Source organism: Pseudomonas graminis, from assembly GCF_001705435.1.
GTDB lineage: Bacteria > Pseudomonadota > Gammaproteobacteria > Pseudomonadales > Pseudomonadaceae > Aquipseudomonas > Aquipseudomonas graminis_B.
Map to the genome: position 1 here is coordinate 225953 of NZ_MDEN01000064.1, position 21092 is coordinate 247044.

Below are 21092 nucleotides of genomic sequence, written 5' to 3' on the forward strand. Positions count from 1 at the left end.
CGGTTACTCTCACGAGAAACCGGGTTTTTTTGTTTCATTCAAGCAACTAAGGCGCTGCGTATGTCACCAACAGTTCCTTAGTTACCTGAAAATCCAGCGACATGGCCACGCTCAAGGCTGTGATCGTGAAGATGGAGAACACGAACAGCTTACGTGCCCAAACCGTGTCGTCTTTGGCTTTGTAGCCGGTCCAGGCCATGTACAACCAGTACATGCCCATGGCCGCTGCAACGGCCAGATAATTGAGCCCGGCGTAACCGCCGAAGGTCAGCATCAAGGTCGCCAGCAGGAAAGCCAGGATGTAGATCAGGATGTGCCGCTTGGCGACCCGGATACCACGCTTGACCGGCAAGACCGGAATCGAGGCAGCCCGATAGTCATTGAAGCGGAAAATCGCGATGGCGTACGAGTGAGGCATCTGCCACAAGCTGAACATCACCAGCAAGGTCAACGCCGCGAGGTCGAAGGTGTTGCTGACCGCGACGTAACCGATCACCGGCGGCATCGCACCCGACAGGCTACCTACCAACGTGCCATGAACCGACCTGCGCTTCAGGTACAGGCTGTAGAAGCCGACGTAGATCACGAAGCCGATCACGGCAAACAGCGCCGCCAGTGCGTTGGCCTTGGTGTACAGCAGGCCGACGCCGACGACGCCGAGTACGGCGGCGTAGATCAGTGCCAGTTGCACTGACACCAACCCTTGCACCAGCACCCGATTCTTGGTGCGCTCCATCTTCACATCGATATCGCGATCGATGCAGTTGTTGAACACGCAGCCAGAAGCCACCACCAGTGAAGTCCCGATCACCGCTGCCAGGAACAGGCCGATGTCGACATGTCCCTTGGACGCCAGAAAAAAGCCACCTGCCACCGAAAGCACGTTACCGAAAATGATCCCCGGTTTGGTGATTTGGATAAAGTGCTTCAGTGACATCAGGTTTTCCTCACTTCGCCATCATGGCGGTGTGAATGCTGAACATGATCCAGGTGCTCAAGCCAACGAGCAGCACGATCACCAGGCCAGCGAAGGCAAACGCGATGACGTTGTTGCGCTGTGCTGCGGAGCGGTCAAGGTGCAGGAAGTACACCAGGTGAACGATAACCTGCACGACTGCGAAGATCAGAACGACCCACAGCGTGGCCACTTTCGAAATCGTCGGGAACATCACCAGACCGAAAGGAATCGCGGTCAGGATGATCGACAGTACGAAACCGACCATGTACGACTTGAAGCTGCCGTGGGCGGCAGGTTCATGGCTGGCAGCGTCATTTGAGTGATGTGAATTCGCCATTTAAATGGTCCCCATCAGATAGACAACGGTGAACACGCAGATCCAGACAACGTCCAGGAAGTGCCAGAACAGGCTGAGCATGCTCAGGCGAGTCTGGTTGGTCCCGGTCAGACCGTGCTTGGAGACCTGATACATCATGATCGCCATCCAGATCAGGCCGCTGGTCACGTGCAGACCGTGGGTGCCGACCAGCGTGAAGAACGCCGACAGGAAACCGCTGCGGTTAGGGCCGTAGCCTTCGGAGATCAGCAGGTGGAACTCGTTGATCTCCATGCCGATGAAGCCCAGGCCGAACAGGAAGGTCACGAACAACCAGCCCAGAACGCCCGACTTGTTGCCCTTGTGCATCGCCAGCATGGCGAAGCCGTAGGTGATCGAGCTGAGCAACAGGCAGGCGGTTTCGCCGAGCACGTATGGCAGCTCGAAGATATCGTGGCCCGCAGGGCCACCCGCTACGTTGTTAACCAGTACCGCGTAAATGGCGAAGATCGACGCAAACAGAATGCAGTCGGTCATCAGGTAGATCCAGAAACCGTAGATCTTCATCTCGCCGGCGTCATGGTGACCATGGTCGTGCTCGTGGTCATGACCGTGGTCGTGACCGTGGTCGTGACCGTGGTCGTGACCCTTCGCACCATCTAATACTAAGTTCGACATTGTTTATGCCTGCTCCAGCTTGTTGACAGGAGTGTTTGTCTGACCGTTGCGGACCCGAGCCAGGATCGCATGCTGTTCGCCTTCGATGCGTGCCACTTCGGATGCAGGAACCATGTAGCCCTGATCGTCACGTGCAGCGTGAATCACGAAGTACACGATGGTACCGATCAAGCTGACGGCAGCCAGCCAGAAGATGTGCCAGATCATCGCGAAACCGAAGACGGTCAGCAGGAGGCCCATCACCATGCCCGTCGCCGTGTTGTTCGGCATGTGGATGTCGGAGTACTTGGCCGGAACCTTGTACGCCTCGCCATCACGCTTGGCGGCGTAGAACGGATCGATCTCGTTGGCTTTCGGCATTTCTGCAAAGTTGTAGAAAGGCGGTGGCGACGAAGTGGACCATTCCAGGGTGTGGCCATTCCATGGGTCACCGGTCAGGTCGCGGTTCTGCTCGCGATCACGGATAGACACGTAGATCTGGATCAGCTGGCAGGCGATACCGACGGCAATCAGTGCAGCACCCACGAACGCGACGTGCAGGTACGGCGTCCAGTCCGGGTTGTCAGTGGTGTTCAGACGACGGGTCATGCCCATGAAGCCCAGTGCGTACAGCGGCATGAAGGCGACGTAGAAACCAGAGATCCAGAACCAGAACGCTGCCTTGCCCCACTTCTCGTTCAGCTTGAAGCCGAACGCTTTAGGGAACCAGAACGCGAAGCCGGCGATGTAACCGAACACAGCACCACCGATGATCACGTTATGGAAGTGCGCGATCACGAACAGGCTGTTGTGCAGAACGAAGTCGGCACCCGGGATAGCCAGCAGTACGCCGGTCATACCACCGATGGAGAAGGTCACCATGAAGCCCAGGGTCCACATGACTGGCGCGGTGAAGCGCAGACGGCCCTGGTAAATCGTAAACAGCCAGTTGAACAGCTTCACACCCGTCGGGATGGAAATCAGCATCGTCGCCAGACCGAAGAAGGCGTTGACGCTTGCACCCGAACCCATGGTGAAGAAGTGGTGCAGCCAGACCATGAAGCCCAGAATCGAGATCGCACCGGAGGCGTAGATCATCGAGTGGTGGCCGAACAGACGCTTGCCGGTGAAGGTCGAGATGACTTCGGAGAAGACCCCGAACGCCGGCAGAATCAGGATGTAGACCTCAGGGTGACCCCACGCCCAGAACAGGTTCACGTACATCATCGGGTTACCACCCAACTCGTTCGTGAAGATGTGGAAGTCCAGGTAACGGTCGAGGGTCAGGAACGCCAGGGTGCCGGTCAGGATCGGGAACGAAGCCACGATCAGGACGTTGGCCCAGGTGCAGGTCCAGGTGAAGATCGGCATGTCCATCAGTTTCATGCCAGGGGTGCGCATCTTCAGAACGGTGACCAGGAAGTTAACCCCGGTTAACGTCGTCCCCAGTCCTGAGAGCTGCAGTGCCCAGATGTAGTAATCCACACCCACGCCCGGGCTATAGCCGAGTTCGGAAAGCGGTGGATAGGCAACCCAGCCAGTGCGTGCGAACTCGCCGACGCCCAGAGACACGTTCACCAGAATCACGCCGGAGATCAGCAGATAGAGGCTCAAGGAGTTCAGGAACGGGAAGGCAACGTCGCGAGCGCCGATCTGCAGAGGCACGACGATGTTCATCAGGCCGGTGAAGAAAGGCATCGCCATGAAGATGATCATGATCACACCGTGAGCGGTGAAGATCTGGTCATAGTGCTCAGGCGGCAGGTAGCCGGGCGAGCCTTCAGTGGCCATGGCCAATTGCGAACGCATCAGTACGGCGTCGGCAAAGCCGCGCAGCAGCATGACCATTGCAATGATGATGTACATGACACCGATTTTCTTGTGGTCGACGGACGTCAGCCACTCGGTGTAGAGGTAAGTCCATTTCTTAAAGTACGTGATCAGGCCCAACAACGCCGCGCCACCGATCGCGATCATGGCGACCGTGATCATGACTATCGGCTCGTGGAACGGAATCGCGTCCAGACTTAATTTACCAAACATTGCTTACTCCTCTGCCTGCGCAGCTGACTGCTTACCCATGTCCATCTCTTCCGTACCTGCTACTTCTTTCTTCTCATGGACAATCTTGCCCGGCTTCATACCTTCATACTTGTCGATGATGATCTGGAACAGGTTCGGAGTGACCGAGGAGTAGAGTTCAACGGGGTTACGTTCGCTAGGCTTGGCCAGCGCGGCGTATTCGGCCGTTGCCAGTGTTTTAGGTGAGTTCTTGACGTCGGCAACCCAGGTGTCGAAATCAGCCTGTGAGGTGGCTGTCGCCTTGAACTTCATGCCGGTGAAACCTGCGCCACTGTAGTTGGCGGAGATGCCATCGAACTCGCCGTTTTCATTGGCGATCAAGTGCAGCTTGGTCTGCATGCCGGCCATCGCGTAGATCTGGCCGCCCAGTGCAGGGATGAAGAACGAGTTCATGACCGAATCGGACGTGATGCGGAAATTGATCGGCGTGTTGGCCGGGAACACGATCTTGTTGACGGTGGCGATGCCCTGTTCCGGATAGATGAACAGCCACTTCCAGTCCAGTGCGACCACTTCAATGGTCAGCGGCTTGACGTCCGACTCGAGTGGGCGGTAAGGATCCAGCGCGTGGGTCGACTTGTAGGTCACATAGCCGAGCACGATGATGATGGCCAATGGAACCAGCCAGACCACCAGTTCAATGCGGGTCGAATGCGCCCAGTCAGGCGTGTACGTCGCGCTCTTGTTCGTAGCGCGATACTTCCAGGCGAAGATGATGGTCATGAAAATGACCGGCACCACTACCAAAAGCATCAGCAAGGTAGCAGTGATGATCAGGTCACGCTCTTGAACGCCGACATGCCCTTTGGGATCCAGCAGGGTGTAATCGCACCCGCTGAGCAGGAGCATGCTGAAAAGGGCCAAGAAGCCAAAAAACCTGGGGTACCTTTTTTTACTCATCTCACGACCTCTAAAAGCAGCTTTCGCATCGCAGTTGGGTTTCGACCGCCAACACTTCACCCTGCCAGGTGCTGGCAAATGCTTGGATTGAAAAGGGGCCTGTCAGGAAGCATGTGGGCCTCACAACAAATCCGGGTTGAGCTTTGGTTTCTTATTCGAATGGTGGCACCCGCTAATGCGGACCAGATCCTTTGGCGCAGACATTCAGAACGTGACTCAGGAGGCCATTCGAACCGCGTCTACTAGAGCGAAAAGACGCTCAATAACCTCGATTTACACCGTCCCGCAAATGAGGGGGGGCGTGAATTGGGGGCGATTGTAGATACGTAAAGTTTTATTGACTATAAGTTTCTGCGCAACAGTTAATTTCGGAATCGGTAAAAATGCGGTGTTATGTCGCACCCTGAAAAGGCGGAAAGCCCCGGTTCCCGTGGAGGAGCACAGGGGCTTTGTTACGCAACACTTTGTAATCAGCGTGCTTTCATCCTGTTACGAATGATTCCCGCCGGAACCAGCACGACAGTCAGAACAAACGCTACCAATGCCCACTGCGCCAGAGACAAACCGAGAACTGGCGGATATGGCGTCTCGCAGAAACCACCTACCTGAAAGCCTAGCGGAAATAGCGACGCCAGAGGCAGACCGTCGACGATCGGCTGAAGCACGTCGATCCCGCAGCTCTCTGTCGGATGGGTCTGGATATACACATGACGCCCCGCTGCAACGAGGCCGCCCACTGCGCTCAAGGTGACCAGCGCTTCACAGATCGTCAGGCTCAGACGCCCGGGCATCGCTGCGCCGATGAACGCAAACACCGCGATGAACAACAGCGCATATCGCTGCAGAATGCACAGCGGGCAAGGCGCTTCGCCCAGCACCACCTGCATGTACAGGGCGCCGCCGATCAGGGCCAGGCAGATGATCCCGAGCACCACCAGAAGCTGCTTTTCACGCCGCAGGTACACCATCTCGTCAGTCATTCACATATCCTTTGAATTGGAGTCATCCGGATCGACGGATGCGTTGTGTTGCGGCCCGGACGCCCCGGAAAGCCGGCGATTCTACCACCGTCGTGCCCGTCCGTTCACAGAACGCCCGCCGTAGCACAACAGCAGCAGGCCAACGCCCGGCACCGCAACCGGCGCAATGGTGGACACTTGCGCATTACCTGAGCGTTAACATCCCCATACACAGCCCCCACCCGGCCTGACACCTTGCTTATATATAGAAGAGTGCGGCTTTTTGTCGCAGACGCGCATCGCCGCGAACTCCTTCTATATATATGTAGGATGCGTCTAATTGTCGCAGCGATCATTCCAGCGCCGATGCAGGCCCGAAGAATTCGTAACGCGTCTGCGCATCGGGTACGCCCGCCGTTTTCAATTCACGCTTGATCGCAGACATGAAGCCTTTGGGCCCCAGAAAGTAGGCGTCAACATCCCGGTTCTCCGGAAGCCACTGTTCCAGCCGCGTCTGATCGAGAAGCCCTGTCCCATGGGGTGCGGGGCTTACGCCATCATCTTGCGCGTAGCAGTAGAAACGCTTGAGTTGGGGATGCCGGGTGGCGAGGTTTTCGATCCAGTCGCGAAACGCGTGCACCGAACCATTGCGAGCGCAGTGGATGAAGTAGATCGGACGCTGGGTATGCAGCGCGGCTTCCAGCATCGCCAGGGTCGGCGTGATGCCGACGCCGCCGCTGATCAACACCAGCGGTTTGTCGCTGTGGGTCAGGATGAATTCCCCTGACGGCGGAAACAGATTGATGCTGTCCCCCAGCTGCAGGTGATCGTGAAGGTAATTGGAGGCAACGCCGCCAGGCTCGCGCTTGACGCTGATGCGGTACTGATTGTTCCCCGCAAGCGCTGACAGCGAGTAGTTCCGGCGGATTTCTTCGCCCCCCACCTGCAGTTGCAGGCCGATGTACTGGCCGGCAGTGAATTGCAGAATCGGGTGGCCGTCTGCGGGGGCGAAGTAGAACGAAGTGATTTCTGCGCTCTCCGGTGTCTTGGCGACGACCTTGAATTCCCGTGCGCCGCGCCAGCCGCCCACTGCCTGGGCCTTCTCGTCGTAGATGGCTTTTTCTGCACCGATCAAAATGTCGGCGAGCTGGCCGTAGGCGTTGCCCCACGCGGTAATCACCTCGTCAGTGGCGATCTCGGCACCCAACACTTCGCGAATGGACTCAAGCAGACATTCCCCGACGAGAGGGTAGTGCTCGGGAAGGATCTGCAGTGCCACGTGCTTGTTGATGATCTTGGCGACCAGATCGCCCAGCTGATCAAGCTGATCGATGTGCCGCGCATACATCAATACGCCGTTCGCCAGCGCGCGTGGCTGATCCCCGCTCACCTGGTGGGCCTGATTGAACAGAGGACGCACCTGCGGGTATCGATCGAGCAGCATTTTGTAGAAATGGGTGATCAGCGCTTCGCCCCCGCTTTCCAGCAGTGGCACTGTCGACTTGACGATGGCACGATCCGATGCAGACAACATAGAAAACTCCTGAGAAAGAATGAGCTGGCAATACCTCGGCAGTTCATGAACCGTGCCAGCTGTTCGACCCCCTGAAACCGGCCTCCGCGAAGAGGTTGAGTCAAGTTGACTCCTCGCATTGCGTGTCAAAATGACCCTGACGAGGTCAATTTGACTGTGCAGGATGTGCACCGAAATGAGCCTTCAGGTCGAAAGGGTTAAAGCCTGACTTGCGCAGGTCGATAAACCGTCATCGAAAGCTTTTGGCCGATTCCACGCGGCCAGGCAACGCATCACAGAAGGTTTATATGTCCAAGAACGTCCGCGCAGATTCACTCTCGCTTCTGCTGTTCACGTTACGCAGCGGAAAGCTGATGGCGATCAACCTGCTCAAGGTCAGTGAAATCATCCCCTGCCCTCCCCTCACGCGCTTGCCCGAATCCCACCCGCACGTCAAAGGCGTCGCGACCCTGCGCGGCAACCCGCTGTCGGTGATTGACCTGAGTCGCGCGATTGGCGAGCGTCCGTTGGTGGACCCGGATGGCGGCTGCCTGATCGTCACCGATGTCAGCCGCTCCAAGCAGGGGTTGCATGTACAGGCCGTCAGCAAGATCGTTCACTGCCTGACCACTGACATTCGCCCCCCACCCTTCGGCTCCGGCAACAAGTCGTTCATCACCGGCGTGACGCAGGTGGACGGGACGCTGGTTCAGGTGCTGGACATCGAGAAGGTCATTCACGGCATCGCGCCGGCGCGGATCGTCGCCGAACGTGCCGAGCTGAGTACCGAAGACGCTGCCGTGCTGGCCAAGGCGCGCATTCTGGTGGTCGATGACAGTCAGGTGGCGCTGCAACAATCGGTGATCACCCTGCGCAACCTGGGCATCGAATGCCACACCGCCCGCAGCGCGCGGGAAGCCATTGATCAGTTACTTGAACTGCAAGGCACGGCGAAGCAGATCAACGTCCTGGTGTCCGACATCGAGATGTCGGAGATGGACGGCTACGCGCTCACCCGCACACTTCGGGAGACCCCGGACTTCCAGGAGCTGTACGTCCTGCTGCACACTTCACTGGACAGCGCGATGAACGCCGAGAAGGCCAATGCCGCCGGCGCCAACGCTGTTCTGACCAAGTTCTCCTCGCCCGAGCTGACACGATGCTTGATCGAAGCCGCCCGCACGGTCGAAGCTCAGGGAATCTGAGACCGGCCACAGGCGATGCCTCCACTGCGCATTACTGGCTGATGCGCCGCCACCTTGTCCCAGCCCCTGACGATGCGGTCTGGCCCGCTGGTGTGCGCCCCGTTGAGCTCAGTGCGCAGAACGCCCCGGCGGTTCATCAATTGCTGATGCTGGGACGCGAATACGGCGGCGGCCGGGCGCCCGACTATGCCACCTGGCTGGACGCCTTCGAGACTGATCCCGAGTTTGACCAGGCGCTGTGTTTCGTTGTGGAGGATGCTCAAGGCGTGGTGGCCGTGGTGCAATGCTGGACCAGCGCGTTCATCCGCAATCTGGTGGTTCACCCGCGCGCGCACCGTCAAGGCCTGGGTCTGGCGTTGCTGAATCAGGCGTTCTCGGCCTTCCGCCAGCGGGGCGAAGGCCACGTCGATCTCAAGGTGATGGAAAGCAACCTGGGCGCACGCCGACTGTATGAGCGCGCCGGTATGCAATATATTCAGCGCCACGAACTCGAACCGCGCTGAATCTGCGCCGAGACGCGTTCCCCCCTCATGCCATGGAGAGCCCTACCCATGAAGATGCACGCCGCGCTGTTACTCGTTCTCACCGCCTGCGCCGCCGGCCAGGCCAATGCCTCCAGCCCGGACGCCTGGGCCGGCTTCAACAAAACCCTGGTCGACAGTTGTGTCAGCGCCAGCTCCCTGAAGAATGCCAAACCTGCCGGCGCCGATGCGGCCTTCGATGACAGCGTCGGCTTCAACGCGCTGTTGATCAAAGGCCAGTACAAACAGGCGTTCATGAAGAACAAGACGGGCACCGAGCTGTGCCTCTACGACCGCAAGAACAAGAAAGCGGTGATCACCGAATGGGATAACGTCACCACGTTGCCGAAGAAGTAAGGCTCAGTATCAGGACAGTTTTCGTAAAGAAGCATGACCACGGCGGGGGTCGGATGACCCTGCCGTGCGCGCCAGCGAAGGTGTGATCAGCGCTTGCCCATCGACCGACGGGTGCCTGATGGCGCGACGCCCGGACGCTTGTCGTGGTTCGATTTGCCCGAGCCTTTGTAGTGCTGCTGGTCCTTCTTGGCCTGCAGCAGCTCGCCCGGTTTGAACGGGAAGCTGAAGGCCGGGATCGCAGGTTTTGTGTCCGCCGCCGCAGCGTTGGCGTCGACCGAAGCGTGCGAATCACGAGCATCAGGAGCGGGCGTGTGTTCGGGGGTGGTCATGAAAGCTCCGGAATGGCAGACGTTCGAGAATACGGGCGGCGCCCGAGGGCCGCGCAGCATACCTGAATCGCCAGCGGATCGCTTCTGCCAACAGACCGGCTGCGCGCGCCTATTTGTAGAACAGATCCACCATCACTTCCGCCGAAAACGGGCCTGCGGTCGGCTTACTGGTTTGCCAGAGCAGCTCGGCGTTGAAGTCAGCGGTCTCCGAGTAATTGCCCTCCAGCAGATCGGTCAGGTGGAAGGGTTCGAGGAACGGCACGGGCGAGCTGTCCCGGGCATGGGTGATGCGAACGCCGATGCTGTCGTTGTTGATGGGCACCAGCACGTCGCCCTTGAGTGTTCCAGACACAGGCGTGATGCGCGCATTGAGGCTGAACGGCGATTCGCAGGTGCGGCTGGTCGCCAGGGCGAAGCGTTGAAAGGTGGCGACTTCTCCCACCCGTACGTTGCGGATGGCCACGTCGCCGAAATCCACGGTCTCGGGCATGACTCGCAACTCAGCATCGCAGGCGACGAAGCGCAGCCCCTCAAGGTTGTTGATGACGTAGCTGAGCGTGCGGTCTCCCCCCGGACTCTGCCCGCTGCCAGCCTCGAGCTGGAACAATCGATAGTCGTGCAGATCACTGGCGACGCCGGAGGGCGGGGTCGGACCGTACTTCTGGATGAACACCGAAAACGCCAGGTTGAACGCGACGCTCGGGCAGGCCGAGCTTGCCTCCGTGCAGGCTGGGGCTTGTTGACGCGTGGGAATACGCCCGCTGGTTTGCACGAAGTCGACGCCGCTCAACGTGAGTCCGGCGCGAATGCCTTGTCCGATCTGCAGGTTGTCAGGGTTCAGATAAATCAACACATCCTCGGGACCACCCGGTTCGTCCCTCGCACATTCGACGGCAAGGTTCAGTCGCTCCGAACGCCAGACCGCGCTGCCATCGGGCAGATTCGCCGGGATGGCGACGGTGCTGCCGAGGTCCGCGCGCACCACCGTCTCGCCGGCGCCCTGGGTCTTGCAGGTCAGCGCCAGTGCGCAGCCGGGCATCAACAGCATCAGCAGCGGCGTCGTCAGCAACGTCAACCACCCTCGGATGATGGTTCTTTTCATGTCAGCATTTCCCTATGGGTGAGTGTGAATCCGGCGTGCGCAGCGGCACCGTGAACGGCTGCCCTCCCTGAAGCGGCGCACAGTAATCGCGCTGTCCCCCGTAATCAGTCATGGCCTTGAAACTCAGGATGAAGGGCACCGGGACTTTTGTGCCGAGGACAGGGAGGGGCAGCGATGCGTCCGAAAAAGGCGCCAGCAACCGGTGGTCTGCGACCTCGATTCCATTGAGGCGCAGGTCCAGCAGCGAAACGTGATACGGCGTCGGGTTGCGCACCGAAAGCCTGTGGCTCGCCGATGGCGCGCGTTGCCAGAGGAGCGTTTGTGCCGCATCCGCCGGGTCGCCGGTCAGCCCCGCTGGCCGATAGAACACGTTGATGCGCTGGCGGATGGCAATGCTCAACTGCTGAACCGCCGGGCTGCGCCGAGGGATTTCCAGCACGAACAGGTGCAGCATCGATTCCCGGTCCTGGGGCATGCCGATGCCTTCATACAGCAGGCGCAGGGTCTGCTTGCCCTTGGCTGGCAGGCGCACCAGATGCGGGGTCAACGCGAACGGCAGGTCGGCCGCACGCCCATCGCCTGGCTGATCGTCGCCGCGGGGCGCATCGAGCCAGGCCTGAATCAAGGCCTCGGCATCACTGCGGTTGCTGACCTCGATCGTCGCCTCCTTGTCGCGACCGTCGAAGATCAACCGGGTACCTGACAGCGAGACCGCGCCTTGGGCCATGCCGCTGATCACGGCCAGAAATAACCCTGACAGACAGGCGCGTTTCATAGGCATTGCACCTTCAGGCGATCGTAGCTGCGATGGGTTTCCTTGGGCGGCAGCACGAACGATGCACGGCACTGCTGATCGGTCCATTTGACAATGAGTTCGCCGCTGTCCCGCTCGCTCAGCACCAGCGCACGCCCGCTGGGGTCGACGGTTGCCAGCGGCTTGCCCTGCTCGTCTTCCACCGCTGCGCCCATGGGCAAGCGGCTGCCATCGGCCCGCACCAGTTCGAATTGCACACGCCGGCCGATTGCCGTGCGAAAGCTGATCAGGGGAGCCGCGCCGCGTCGGGGCACGACTTGGTCCACGGCATTTTCCAGCTCGACATCGGCGCCCAACTGGCGAGTATCGAGGTTGACCCAATTGGTTCGATAGGGCTGGGCGTAAGGCAGGATGGCATAGCCGTTATCGGCGGTTTCGACGTTGCTGAAATTGCTCAGCCGCGCACCGCTGACGTCTTTTACCTGCACCAGAGCGAAGGTCTCGCCCAGGGGCTGGCCCAAATTCACCCCGCCGCCGTGAGCAACCACCGAACCCGAAGCGCCCAGGCTCAACGCCTGATAATCCCTGCCCTGTCCGTAGCCCGCATCGAAACGCCCGTAGGCCGTGGTGGTGCTGAGCTTGCCGAACCCTGACGACCCAGACTCACTGTCGTAACCCGCCTGTACCGAGTAGAAGCTGTTGCGGTCGTCGAAGAGTTGCCCGTTGAGGCCCGACTGCACGCTGGACGCGCCGGAGCTGTCGCGAACGGCATTCCCGAACACCCGCGACGAACCGGATTCGCTCCCCAGCGGCAGGCTCAATGTCAGCGCGATACGGTTGTCCGATCGATTGTCTCCGCTGCGCTCGAAGGTCTGGTTACGCTCGACCGACAGGCTGTAGCTGAGGCTGCGCCACGCCGAGTTCCACGACAGAAAAAACTGGCGCGTCTTGCTGCCCCGGTCCCAGTAACGTTGTTCGGATCCGGTAAAGCTTAGCGACGCGCCCTGCGCCGGCAGCGATTGGGTCAGGCTGATTTCGAGGCGATCCTTGGCCCGCGCGCTGGCGGATCCGTCACGCGCCTGCAACGCATCCACATGGTCGTCGAACGTCAGGTATTGATTCGTTGAATAGCGATAGCCGGCCACGGCGAGGGTGGTTTGGGTCAGGTCCAGCGTGTTGGCGTAGCGCACCCGCAGGCTCTGCCCGCTGTAGCGTTGCTCACGCTGGCGGCTGAGGGATTGGGTCACGTCCAGCGACACCGCGCCGAGCCCGGTGTTAACGCCCGCCCCGATGTTGCCGGCCTGGTAATCCTCGGCGATTTGCACGCCGCCCGCTGCCGTTACCCGCTCGGTCAGGCCGTACACCGCTGTGCCGGAGGTGAAGCCGGGAGAGAGACCGTCCTCGGTGTTGCTGTCGTATTGGCCGGCGGCGAGGCTGTAACGCAACGCGCCTTTGGGCACCATGATGGGCAGCGATGCGTAGGCCTGGACGAACACGCGCTTGCTGCCGTCGGCTTCGACCACCGTCACTTCCAGATCGCCGTTCGACCCGCTGGGATAGATGTCGGTGATTTCGAACGGGCCCGGCGAGACGTTGCCGCTGTACAGCATGAAACCGTTCTGACGCACTTCCACCAACGCGTTGGTGTCGGCGATGCCACGAATGACCGGCGCGAAAATTCGCTCGCTGTCGGGCAGCATGCCTTCGTCGGACATCACCATGGCGCCGAGGAATCGAACGCTGTCGAAGACTTGCGAATCGGTAAAGGTTTCGCCCAGGGTCAGCTGGCCTTTCATTGCCGTGAGGTCGCGCTGCACGAAGGTCCGGTTGCTGCGAAAGCGGTACGGCTGATCATTGCCATAGGTCAGCGAGGACTCGTTGCGCAGTCGCCAGGCACCGAGGTTCACGCCGTTGCGCAGGCTCAGGTAATACTGATCCTGGGCGTGAGAGCGACCCTGGCCACTGCGGGTACGGCGCGCGCCGCTGAAGTTGTAATTGACGAAACCGACCGTCTCGCCCTCGTCCCATAACTCCGGCGGCACGTAGCCGCGAGCGCTGCGCAACATCATGGCCTGGGGAATGCTGATGTTCAGACGCAGGCTCGCCGGCTGGTAGTCGACGCGGGCGAATTCGACCCGCGCCGGGAGATCGAAACATTCCGTCGACGAGGCATCGCCGGCGTGCACAGCCTCCGGATTCATGCCGAACTGGCGAAGCATGTCCAGGGTGAGGCAGGCCTCGACGGTGCCTTTTGCAGGGTTGGCGATGAAGCTGATGTCACGCCGCCCGCTCAGCACACGATTGACGTAGACATCCACCCGATAGGTCCCGGGGACCACGCTGTTACCGTGCAAAAAGGTCGCGAGATCAGCAGGCTGATCGGTGCCCTGGATGAACGAGGTGTTGAATTTCACATCGGTCGCGGCGCTGGTTTGATCAGTCATTGCAGTCGCGGACGAAGCCAGTGCCATGCCTGCCGAGGCAAGAATAATCCTCGCCAGGGGGCTGATCCGGACAGGCAGGTGCGCCAGATGTCTGCGGTCGATGCGGGACGAGCATGCTGCGATCCGTGCATCTCCCTGGGTGTGATCTCGGGGTTCCATTGGCTGGTTTCACTCGTGTTCTCGATTCCGACGCGCTGGCAAATCATGTTTGGCAGGCGCAAGGCGCTGGAGCCGCATGACTGCGACCGAAGAAAGACCTGGGTAAAATCCGGCCCGCGACTGAGTGGCTACTCGGCCCGGGTAATGACGTTGGCGGCCTTGATGGCTTGAGTCGTCTGGCCACCGGACACCTTTGCGGTGTACGGCTCCTGCGCGCCGAAATCGTTGATGCTGATGAACCGCAGGTCCACCGCGTGACCACTGGCCGATTGAGTAAGCGGCAATTGAACGGTCTGCTTTGGCGCCAGCATCCTGCTGTCCGCCTTGAACAGCGTCTTGCCCTGCTGGCGGGCGTCGATCTGAATCATCGAAACGTGATACGACGTCGGATTGCTGACTTCCAGCTGGCCGTCATGCATGCGCCATTTGAGGTTTTTGGCAGCGTCGAGCGGATCGTCACTCAAACCAGCGGGCCGGTAGAAGAGTTTGATGCGCTGACGAATCGCAATCTGCAGCTGATTATCCTTCGCCGATTGCGGGATCTCCTGGACGTTGAGCCAGAACACCGACTCGCGATCCTGAGGCAAACCTTCGCCGGCGTAGATCACCCGAATCATTTGCCGGGCACTGCCCGCCATTCGCGCCAGCGGCGGAGTGACGACAAAAGGCAGATTCTCGGTGTCGTTCTGCGCTTCGAGCCATGACTGGGCGAGGATGTCAGCCGTCCCGCTGTTGTTCACAACGAAACTGACTTCCTTGTCTTTGGCTTGGTAGATGACACGCGTGGTGTTGAGCACGATACCCGCCTGCGCCGGGGCAGCCAGGAGCAGGCCCAGCCATAGGGCCGAGCCGCGAATGAAATCAGGAAACATGGTGAGACCGTCTTGGGCTGTGGGGTGGACACGCCAGGAAGGCGAGCGAGCTACGCCCGCTCGCCCGCTACATCACTGGTAATCCATCACGAACGGCAGGAAGCCGTCGGCATTACCCGGGTTGGTGGCCGCGCCGTTGAGGACGTACACCGCACCGAAGTTGATCTCGGCGGTCGCGCCATCGGCACCGTCCTTGACCAGTGGCGTGTCGATGGTTTCGTTGCCGCTCAGGTCCATCAACTGATTGGATGCATTGAGCAGACCGATGCCCACACCGTCCGCCGCGCCGGTGGCCCGCAGCAGTTTCTGATCGAGGTTATCCAGACCGCTGCCCTGGCGAGCAACGAAGCGCATGTTCACAGTGTTGTATTGAGAGGCGCCGCCGGTGCAATTGACCAACAGCTGGATGGGCGATGCGGTTTCAAGTTTGTTGTCGGCGAAGAGACCGATGTCGGAAAACGAGACGTTGCCTAGGTCTACGTTGATCTCGCCGGGGTTGTTGCCAGGGGTGGCGCCCGTTCCGGCGCCGATGTCACACGTGATATTGGTCAGGGTACCGGTGAAAACAAGTTTGCCGTTGTTCGCAGCATTCGCGGTCCCGGAAATGCCAAGCCCCATTGCGGCCACGATAGCCAGGGTAAGAGAAAGCTTTTTCATATAACGACGTTCCTTGTGTCGATTCGTGTGTGCCCAAAAGGACGACACGAACTATAAGCAGCGTCTTCAAGGTCGGCTGTCAGGCGATCTACCTCTTTTGGATTGAAAACACAGTTGCGCGTGTGGGACCTTTCAGTAGGAGGTGACGCTTCTGTGTCAGACCCCAGGCAGGCCGCGGCTTGCGGCATTACGTCCTCAGAAAACCTGAGGCGAACGTTTGCACGGTGCCCCGAAAGGCCTGGCCGCAGACGAGCCCCTTTAAAGCGTTCACCCACAAAAAACCCGGCTCGATTGAGCCGGGTTCGTCAGCAGATAGCTTCGGGTGAGCGCGAAAGCGCTTATGGATAAGTCAGCGTGACGATGCCCGCATGAGCCTCAGACCCGGCTGCGGACAGCGCGTTGTACGTCACCTGTACGGGCCCGACTCGCTGAGCGCACGCGTCATCACCACGGCTTGCGCCCAAGGTGAGATAAGTGTCGGCTGGCAAGGTATTAAAGGAGCCGGTTGAAGACGGAGCGCTATAAACCTGCGCGTCGCACGTCGCATTGACCACGCTACCGTGAAACATTAGCGCGCCTTGGGCAGCCCAGGCGGCAGGCGCCGTCATGGCACACGCACCGATGACCGCGATCGAGAAAAACAGCGAAACAGCCTTTTGGCTTTTCATCGCACTACTCCGGAGTAGGGACCTGCTGAGCGAAATCAGTCCAGCCCCTGGTGAACCAGCATTCAGAACTCACGAAGTTTATGTAGGAATTTTCCCCGTCACAGTAGAACTCGTTCATCGAAACTCGTGGCTTCTATCTGGGTATCGCCCTGCGGCGTTGTTTCTTTACCCACGTTCATCGTCTGCCCTTATTCACCTGACAATATTGACAGGCAGCAGTCATTTTGCTGACCGGGTCAAAGGGTTATAAAGGACGCTCTCGGTTACCCGCCCCTCATTCACTGGTTGGCCCTGTCCCTGTATGCAGAAGAAGAACAACGTTGTGATGCTTGCGACCCTGTTGGTCGTGCTCGTGGTGATAGGCGTCTGGGCAGTGACACGTCCCGCGGCAAAGAAGGTCAGCGCCCCGGTTGCCGTGCCGGTGCGCGTGATCAACGTCATGCAGGAAGACGTGCCGCGTTACGTCACCGGCATCGGCTCGGTGCTGTCGCTGCAAAGCGTGGTGATTCGTCCTCAGGTGGACGGGATTTTGACCAGGGTGCTGGTGAAGGAAGGGCAGCAGGTCAAGGCGGGTGATCTGCTGGCGACCATCGATGATCGCTCGATCCGCGCCGCACTCGATCAGGCCAAAGCGCTGTTGACCCAGAGCCAGGCGCAGCTGAACGTGGCCAATGTCGACCTCAAGCGCTACAAGCTGCTGACCGTCGACAACAGCATCTCGAAACAGCAGTACGATCAGCAGCAAGCGCTGGTCGACCAACTCAAGGCCACGGCGCTGGGCAATCAGGCGTCGATCAATGCCTCGCAAGTGCAGCTGTCCTACACGCAAATACGCTCGTCGGTGACAGGTCGGGTCGGCATCCGCAACGTCGATGAAGGCAACTTCCTGCGCGTCAGCGATGCGACCGGGCTCTTCTCGGTGACGCAGATCGACCCGGTGTCGGTGGAGTTTTCCCTGCCGCAGCAGATGCTGCCCACGCTGCACGATCTGATTGCCTCCAACACGCCCGCACCGGTCAATGCCTACCTCGGCGAAGGCGCAACTGGCACGCTGCTGGGTCAGGGGAAGTTGCTGTTGATCGACAATCAGGTGGCGGCCAGCACGGGCACCATCCGCGCCAAGGCGATATTCGACAATGCGGACGAGAAGCTGTGGCCAGGGCAGCTGGTGACCGTGCGCATTCAGACCGCCATCGATCGCAATGCCCTGAAGGTTCCGCCACAGGTGGTGCAGCGCGGCATCGACCAGCATTACGTGTATCGGGTCAAGGGCGACACGGCCGAGGTGGTGCCGGTCAAGGTGCTGTATCAGGACAGCGACCTGATGCTGATCAGCGGGGTGGAGGCCAATGACGTGCTGGTCAGCGACGGTCAGTCGCGTCTGAAAAACGGTTCGCACATCGAGGTGGTCAAGGGTGATCCTGTGGACACCCTGGCCGACTCCACCGGGGCGGCGAAATGAACAGCCGCGGGTCCATTTCCGCGTGGTGCGTCAACCACCCGATCGCCACGGTTCTGCTGACCTTCGCGCTGGTGCTGCTGGGCTGCATCGCCTTCCCTCGCCTGCCGGTGGCGCCGCTGCCGGAAGCCGAGTTTCCGACGATTCAAGTGGCTGCGCAGTTGCCCGGCGCCAGCCCGGAAACCATGGCATCGTCGGTGGCGACACCGCTCGAAGTGCAGTTCAGCGCCATCCCCGGCATGACCCAGATGACGTCGAGCAGCGCGCTGGGCTCCACCAACCTGACGCTGCAGTTCACCCTCAACAAAAGCATCGACACCGCCGCGCAGGAAGTGCAGGCGGCCATCAACACGGCGGCCGGCCGTTTACCCGCAGACCTGCCGACGCTGCCAACCTGGCGCAAGGTCAACCCGGCGGACAGCCCGGTGCTGATCCTCAGCGTCAGCTCGAACCTGATGCCCGCCACCGAACTCAGCGACGTCACCGAATCCCTGCTGGCGCGTCAGTTGAGTCAGATCGATGGCGTCGGACAGGTCAACATCACCGGTCAGCAACGTCCGGCAATTCGTGTGCAGGCGGCGCCTGAAAAACTTGCGTCCATCGGGCTGACCCTCGCCGATCTGCGGGAATCCCTGCAGCAGACCAGCCTGAACCTGGCCAAGGGCGCGCTGTACGGCAAAGACAGCATTTCCACCCTCGCCTCTAACGACCAACTGTTTCAGGCAAAGGACTACGAACAACTGATCGTTTCCTACAAAGATGGCGCACCGGTTCATTTACGTGACGTGGCGCGGGTCATCAACGGTTCGGAAAACGCCTACGTGCGGGCCTGGTCCGGGGATCAGCAGGGCGTGAACATCGTGGTGTTCCGCCAGCCCGGCGCGAACATCGTCGAGACGGTCGACCGGGTGCTCGGCCAGTTGCCCAAATTGCAGGAAATGCTCCCGGCGTCGGTGGACGTCTCGGTGCTCAGCGACCGCACCAAAACCATTCGTGCATCGCTGCATGAAGTGGAGATGACGCTGTTGATTGCCATCGCGCTGGTGATCGCGGTCATGGCGCTGTTCCTGCGCCAGCTCTCTGCGACGCTGATCGTGACCGCCGTGCTGGGCGTGTCCCTCGTTGCCAGTTTCGCGCTGATGTACGTGCTCGGCTTCAGCCTGAACAACCTGACACTGGTGGCCATCGTGGTGGCGGTGGGGTTTGTCGTCGACGATGCGATTGTCGTCGTGGAGAACATCCACCGGCACCTGGAAGCCGGCGAAAGCAAGCGCGACGCGGCGATCAAAGGGTCCAGCGAAATCGGCTTCACCGTGGTGTCGATCAGCTTTTCGCTGGTCGCGGCATTCATTCCGCTGCTGTTCATGGGCGGCGTGGTCGGCAGGCTGTTCAAGGAGTTCGCGCTGACCGCGACATCGACCATTCTGATTTCGGTGGTGGTCTCGCTGACCCTGGCGCCAACCTTGGCGGCACTGTTCATGCGCGCACCGAAACACGATCCCCACGCCAAGCCCGGCTTCGGCGAGCGACTGCTCGCGCGGTATGCCCGCGGCGTGCGCTTTGCCCTTGCGCACCAGCGATTGATGCTGGGTATTTTCGGCCTGACGTTGGCGCTTGCGGTGGTCGGCTATGTGCTGATCCCCAAGGGATTTTTCCCGGTTCAGGACACCGGCATGGTGCTGGGCACCAGTGAAGCGGCGGCGGATATTTCCTTCCCGGACATGATCGAGAAACACAAACAGCTGGCGAAAATCATCGCCGCGGATCCGGCGGTCAAGGCGTTTTCCCATTCGGTCGGTGTCAGCGGCAGTAACCAGACGATCGCCAACGGCCGGGTGTGGATCGCCCTCAAGGACCGTGCAGACCGTGACGTTTCCGCCAGCCAGTTCATCGACCGGATCCGGCCGAAACTCGCGCAGATCCCCGGCATCGTCCTGTACCTGCGCGCGGGGCAGGACATCAACCTGAGTTCCGGTCCGAGCCGCGCGCAGTACCAATACGTGCTCAAGAGCAACGACGGCGCGCTGCTGAATGTCTGGACGCAAAAGCTGACCGATAAACTGAAGACCCTGCCGGCCTTCCGCGACCTCTCCAACGACCTGCAACTGGGCGGCAGCGTCACGCACCTCGACATCGACCGCAGCGCCGCCGCGCGTTTCGGCCTCACCACGGCGGACGTCGATCAGGCGCTGTACGACGCCTTTGGTCAGCGCCAGATCAACGAATACCAGACCGACATCAACCAGTACAAAGTCATCCTGGAGCTGGAGCCGCAGCAGCGCGGCAAGGCCGAAAGCCTCAATTACTTCTACCTGCGCTCGCCGCTGACCAATGAAATGGTGCCGCTGTCGGCGCTTGCCAAGGTCGGCGCGCCGAAGATGGGACCGTTGTCGATCAGCCATGACGGCATGTTCCCGGCCGCGAACCTGTCGTTCAACCTGTCGGCGGGCGTTGCCTTGGGTGATGCGGTGGTGCTGCTCGATCAGGCGAAGAACGAGATCGGCATGCCCGCCTCGATCATCGGCAACTTCCAGGGCGCGGCCCAGGCGTTCCAGAGTTCGCTGGCCAACCAGCCGTGGCTGATTATCGCGGCGCTGGTAGCGGTGTACATCATTCTGGGCGTGCTGTATGAAAGCTTCGTCCATCCGCTGACGATCATTTCCACCCTGCCCTCCGCCGGTATCGGTGCGCTGTTGCTGCTGTGGCTGATGGGTCAGGACTTTTCGATCATGGGCCTGATCGGGATCGTGCTGCTGATCGGCATCGTCAAGAAGAACGGCATCCTGCTGGTGGACTTCGCGCTGGACGCCCAGCGCAATCGAGGCATGTCCCCGCGTGACGCCATTTATGAAGCCTGTCTGACGCGCTTTCGGCCCATCATCATGACCACGCTGGCGGCATTGCTCGGCGCGCTGCCGTTGATGCTCGGTTATGGTGTCGGTGCGGAGCTGCGTCAGCCCTTGGGCATTGCCGTTGTCGGAGGGTTGCTGGTGAGCCAGGCGCTGACGCTGTTCACCACGCCCGTGATCTACCTGCAACTGGAGCGACTGTTCCACCGCCCGCGTCAGACGCCTGCTTCGACAGCGCCGGGCGCGACAGCATCCGGTAAGCCGGCGGTTGCGGAACTGGCCACTGAAAAGTAAGCCGTTGAAACCAAGTACCTAATAAGCAAGCAGTGAA

Annotated in this window: 19 protein-coding genes; 5 read left to right on the top strand and 14 right to left on the bottom strand. The window is 60.2% G+C overall.

The features are described from left to right. Positions 1 to 46: 46 nt before the first annotated feature. From cyoE to hmpA, 7 genes are all read right to left on the bottom strand, one after another. On the bottom strand, positions 47 to 937 hold the full coding sequence (cyoE, locus tag BBI10_RS16265; protein ID WP_065990054.1) for a heme o synthase: 891 nt from the start codon (positions 935 to 937) through the stop codon (positions 47 to 49). A gap of 10 nt (positions 938 to 947) precedes the next feature. Beyond that, a complete protein-coding gene (gene cyoD, locus BBI10_RS16270) occupies positions 948 to 1295 on the bottom strand; it encodes a cytochrome o ubiquinol oxidase subunit IV (RefSeq protein ID WP_065990055.1) in 348 nt (115 codons plus the stop codon). Continuing rightward, on the bottom strand, positions 1296 to 1952 hold the full coding sequence (locus tag BBI10_RS16275; RefSeq protein WP_065990057.1) for a cytochrome o ubiquinol oxidase subunit III: 657 nt from the start codon (positions 1950 to 1952) through the stop codon (positions 1296 to 1298). 3 nt (positions 1953 to 1955) lie between these two features. Beyond that, a complete protein-coding gene (gene cyoB, locus BBI10_RS16280; protein ID WP_065990059.1) occupies positions 1956 to 3974 on the bottom strand; it encodes a cytochrome o ubiquinol oxidase subunit I in 2019 nt (672 codons plus the stop codon). A 3-nt stretch (positions 3975 to 3977) separates the two neighbouring features. Beyond that, a complete protein-coding gene (gene cyoA / locus BBI10_RS16285; RefSeq protein ID WP_065990061.1) occupies positions 3978 to 4913 on the bottom strand; it encodes a ubiquinol oxidase subunit II in 936 nt (311 codons plus the stop codon). 470 nt (positions 4914 to 5383) lie between these two features. Further along, positions 5384 to 5893: a disulfide bond formation protein B gene (locus tag BBI10_RS16290; RefSeq protein WP_065990066.1), complete on the bottom strand. Its 510-nt coding sequence runs from the start codon at positions 5891 to 5893 to the stop codon at positions 5384 to 5386. A 331-nt stretch (positions 5894 to 6224) separates the two neighbouring features. Beyond that, on the bottom strand, positions 6225 to 7406 hold the full coding sequence (gene hmpA, locus BBI10_RS16295; RefSeq protein WP_065990068.1) for an NO-inducible flavohemoprotein: 1182 nt from the start codon (positions 7404 to 7406) through the stop codon (positions 6225 to 6227). 287 nt (positions 7407 to 7693) lie between these two features. On the opposite strand from hmpA, the gene BBI10_RS16300 reads away from it, so the two are divergent. The 3 genes from BBI10_RS16300 to BBI10_RS16310 are packed head-to-tail and all read left to right on the top strand — an operon-like array spanning position 7694 to position 9468. Next, a complete protein-coding gene (locus BBI10_RS16300; protein WP_065990071.1) occupies positions 7694 to 8590 on the top strand; it encodes a chemotaxis protein in 897 nt (298 codons plus the stop codon). 41 nt (positions 8591 to 8631) lie between these two features. Continuing rightward, a complete protein-coding gene (locus tag BBI10_RS16305; protein WP_065990072.1) occupies positions 8632 to 9093 on the top strand; it encodes a GNAT family N-acetyltransferase in 462 nt (153 codons plus the stop codon). Between the two features lie 48 nt (positions 9094 to 9141). Further along, positions 9142 to 9468 carry a hypothetical protein gene (locus BBI10_RS16310; protein ID WP_065990073.1) on the top strand — a complete coding sequence of 109 codons (327 nt, stop codon included), beginning with the start codon at positions 9142 to 9144 and terminating at the stop codon, positions 9466 to 9468. An 86-nt stretch (positions 9469 to 9554) separates the two neighbouring features. Here BBI10_RS16310 and BBI10_RS16315 read toward each other — a convergent pair whose 3' ends face one another. The 7 genes from BBI10_RS16315 to BBI10_RS16345 form a co-directional block, all read right to left on the bottom strand. Beyond that, positions 9555 to 9797 (bottom strand): hypothetical protein, encoded by a 243-nt coding sequence (locus BBI10_RS16315; protein ID WP_065990075.1) that lies wholly within the window; start codon positions 9795 to 9797, stop codon positions 9555 to 9557. Positions 9798 to 9906: 109 nt separating this feature from the next. Further along, positions 9907 to 10899 carry a fimbrial protein gene (locus BBI10_RS16320; protein ID WP_065990077.1) on the bottom strand — a complete coding sequence of 331 codons (993 nt, stop codon included), beginning with the start codon at positions 10897 to 10899 and terminating at the stop codon, positions 9907 to 9909. Between the two features lies 1 nt (position 10900). Then, positions 10901 to 11680, bottom strand: a complete 780-nt coding sequence (locus BBI10_RS16325; RefSeq protein ID WP_065990081.1) for a fimbrial biogenesis chaperone — start codon at positions 11678 to 11680, stop codon at positions 10901 to 10903. Continuing rightward, positions 11671 to 14124: a fimbria/pilus outer membrane usher protein gene (locus BBI10_RS16330; RefSeq protein WP_065990082.1), complete on the bottom strand. Its 2454-nt coding sequence runs from the start codon at positions 14122 to 14124 to the stop codon at positions 11671 to 11673. The genes BBI10_RS16325 and BBI10_RS16330 overlap by 10 nt, the downstream gene beginning before the upstream one ends. A gap of 260 nt (positions 14125 to 14384) precedes the next feature. Beyond that, positions 14385 to 15128 (bottom strand): fimbrial biogenesis chaperone, encoded by a 744-nt coding sequence (locus BBI10_RS16335; protein WP_065990083.1) that lies wholly within the window; start codon positions 15126 to 15128, stop codon positions 14385 to 14387. A 72-nt stretch (positions 15129 to 15200) separates the two neighbouring features. After that, positions 15201 to 15785, bottom strand: coding sequence for a fimbrial protein (locus BBI10_RS16340; protein ID WP_065990085.1), 585 nt, complete (start codon positions 15783 to 15785; stop codon positions 15201 to 15203). A gap of 338 nt (positions 15786 to 16123) precedes the next feature. Then, on the bottom strand, positions 16124 to 16453 hold the full coding sequence (locus BBI10_RS16345) for a hypothetical protein (protein WP_065990086.1): 330 nt from the start codon (positions 16451 to 16453) through the stop codon (positions 16124 to 16126). 301 nt (positions 16454 to 16754) lie between these two features. Here BBI10_RS16345 and BBI10_RS16350 point away from each other — a divergent pair, with 301 nt between their 5' ends. Together BBI10_RS16350 and BBI10_RS16355 are read left to right on the top strand one after the other, a co-directional pair. After that, positions 16755 to 17915 (top strand): efflux RND transporter periplasmic adaptor subunit, encoded by a 1161-nt coding sequence (locus tag BBI10_RS16350; protein WP_065990088.1) that lies wholly within the window; start codon positions 16755 to 16757, stop codon positions 17913 to 17915. Next, a complete protein-coding gene (locus tag BBI10_RS16355) occupies positions 17912 to 21055 on the top strand; it encodes a multidrug efflux RND transporter permease subunit (RefSeq protein WP_065990089.1) in 3144 nt (1047 codons plus the stop codon). The genes BBI10_RS16350 and BBI10_RS16355 overlap by 4 nt, the downstream gene beginning before the upstream one ends. Positions 21056 to 21092: the final 37 nt, after the last annotated feature.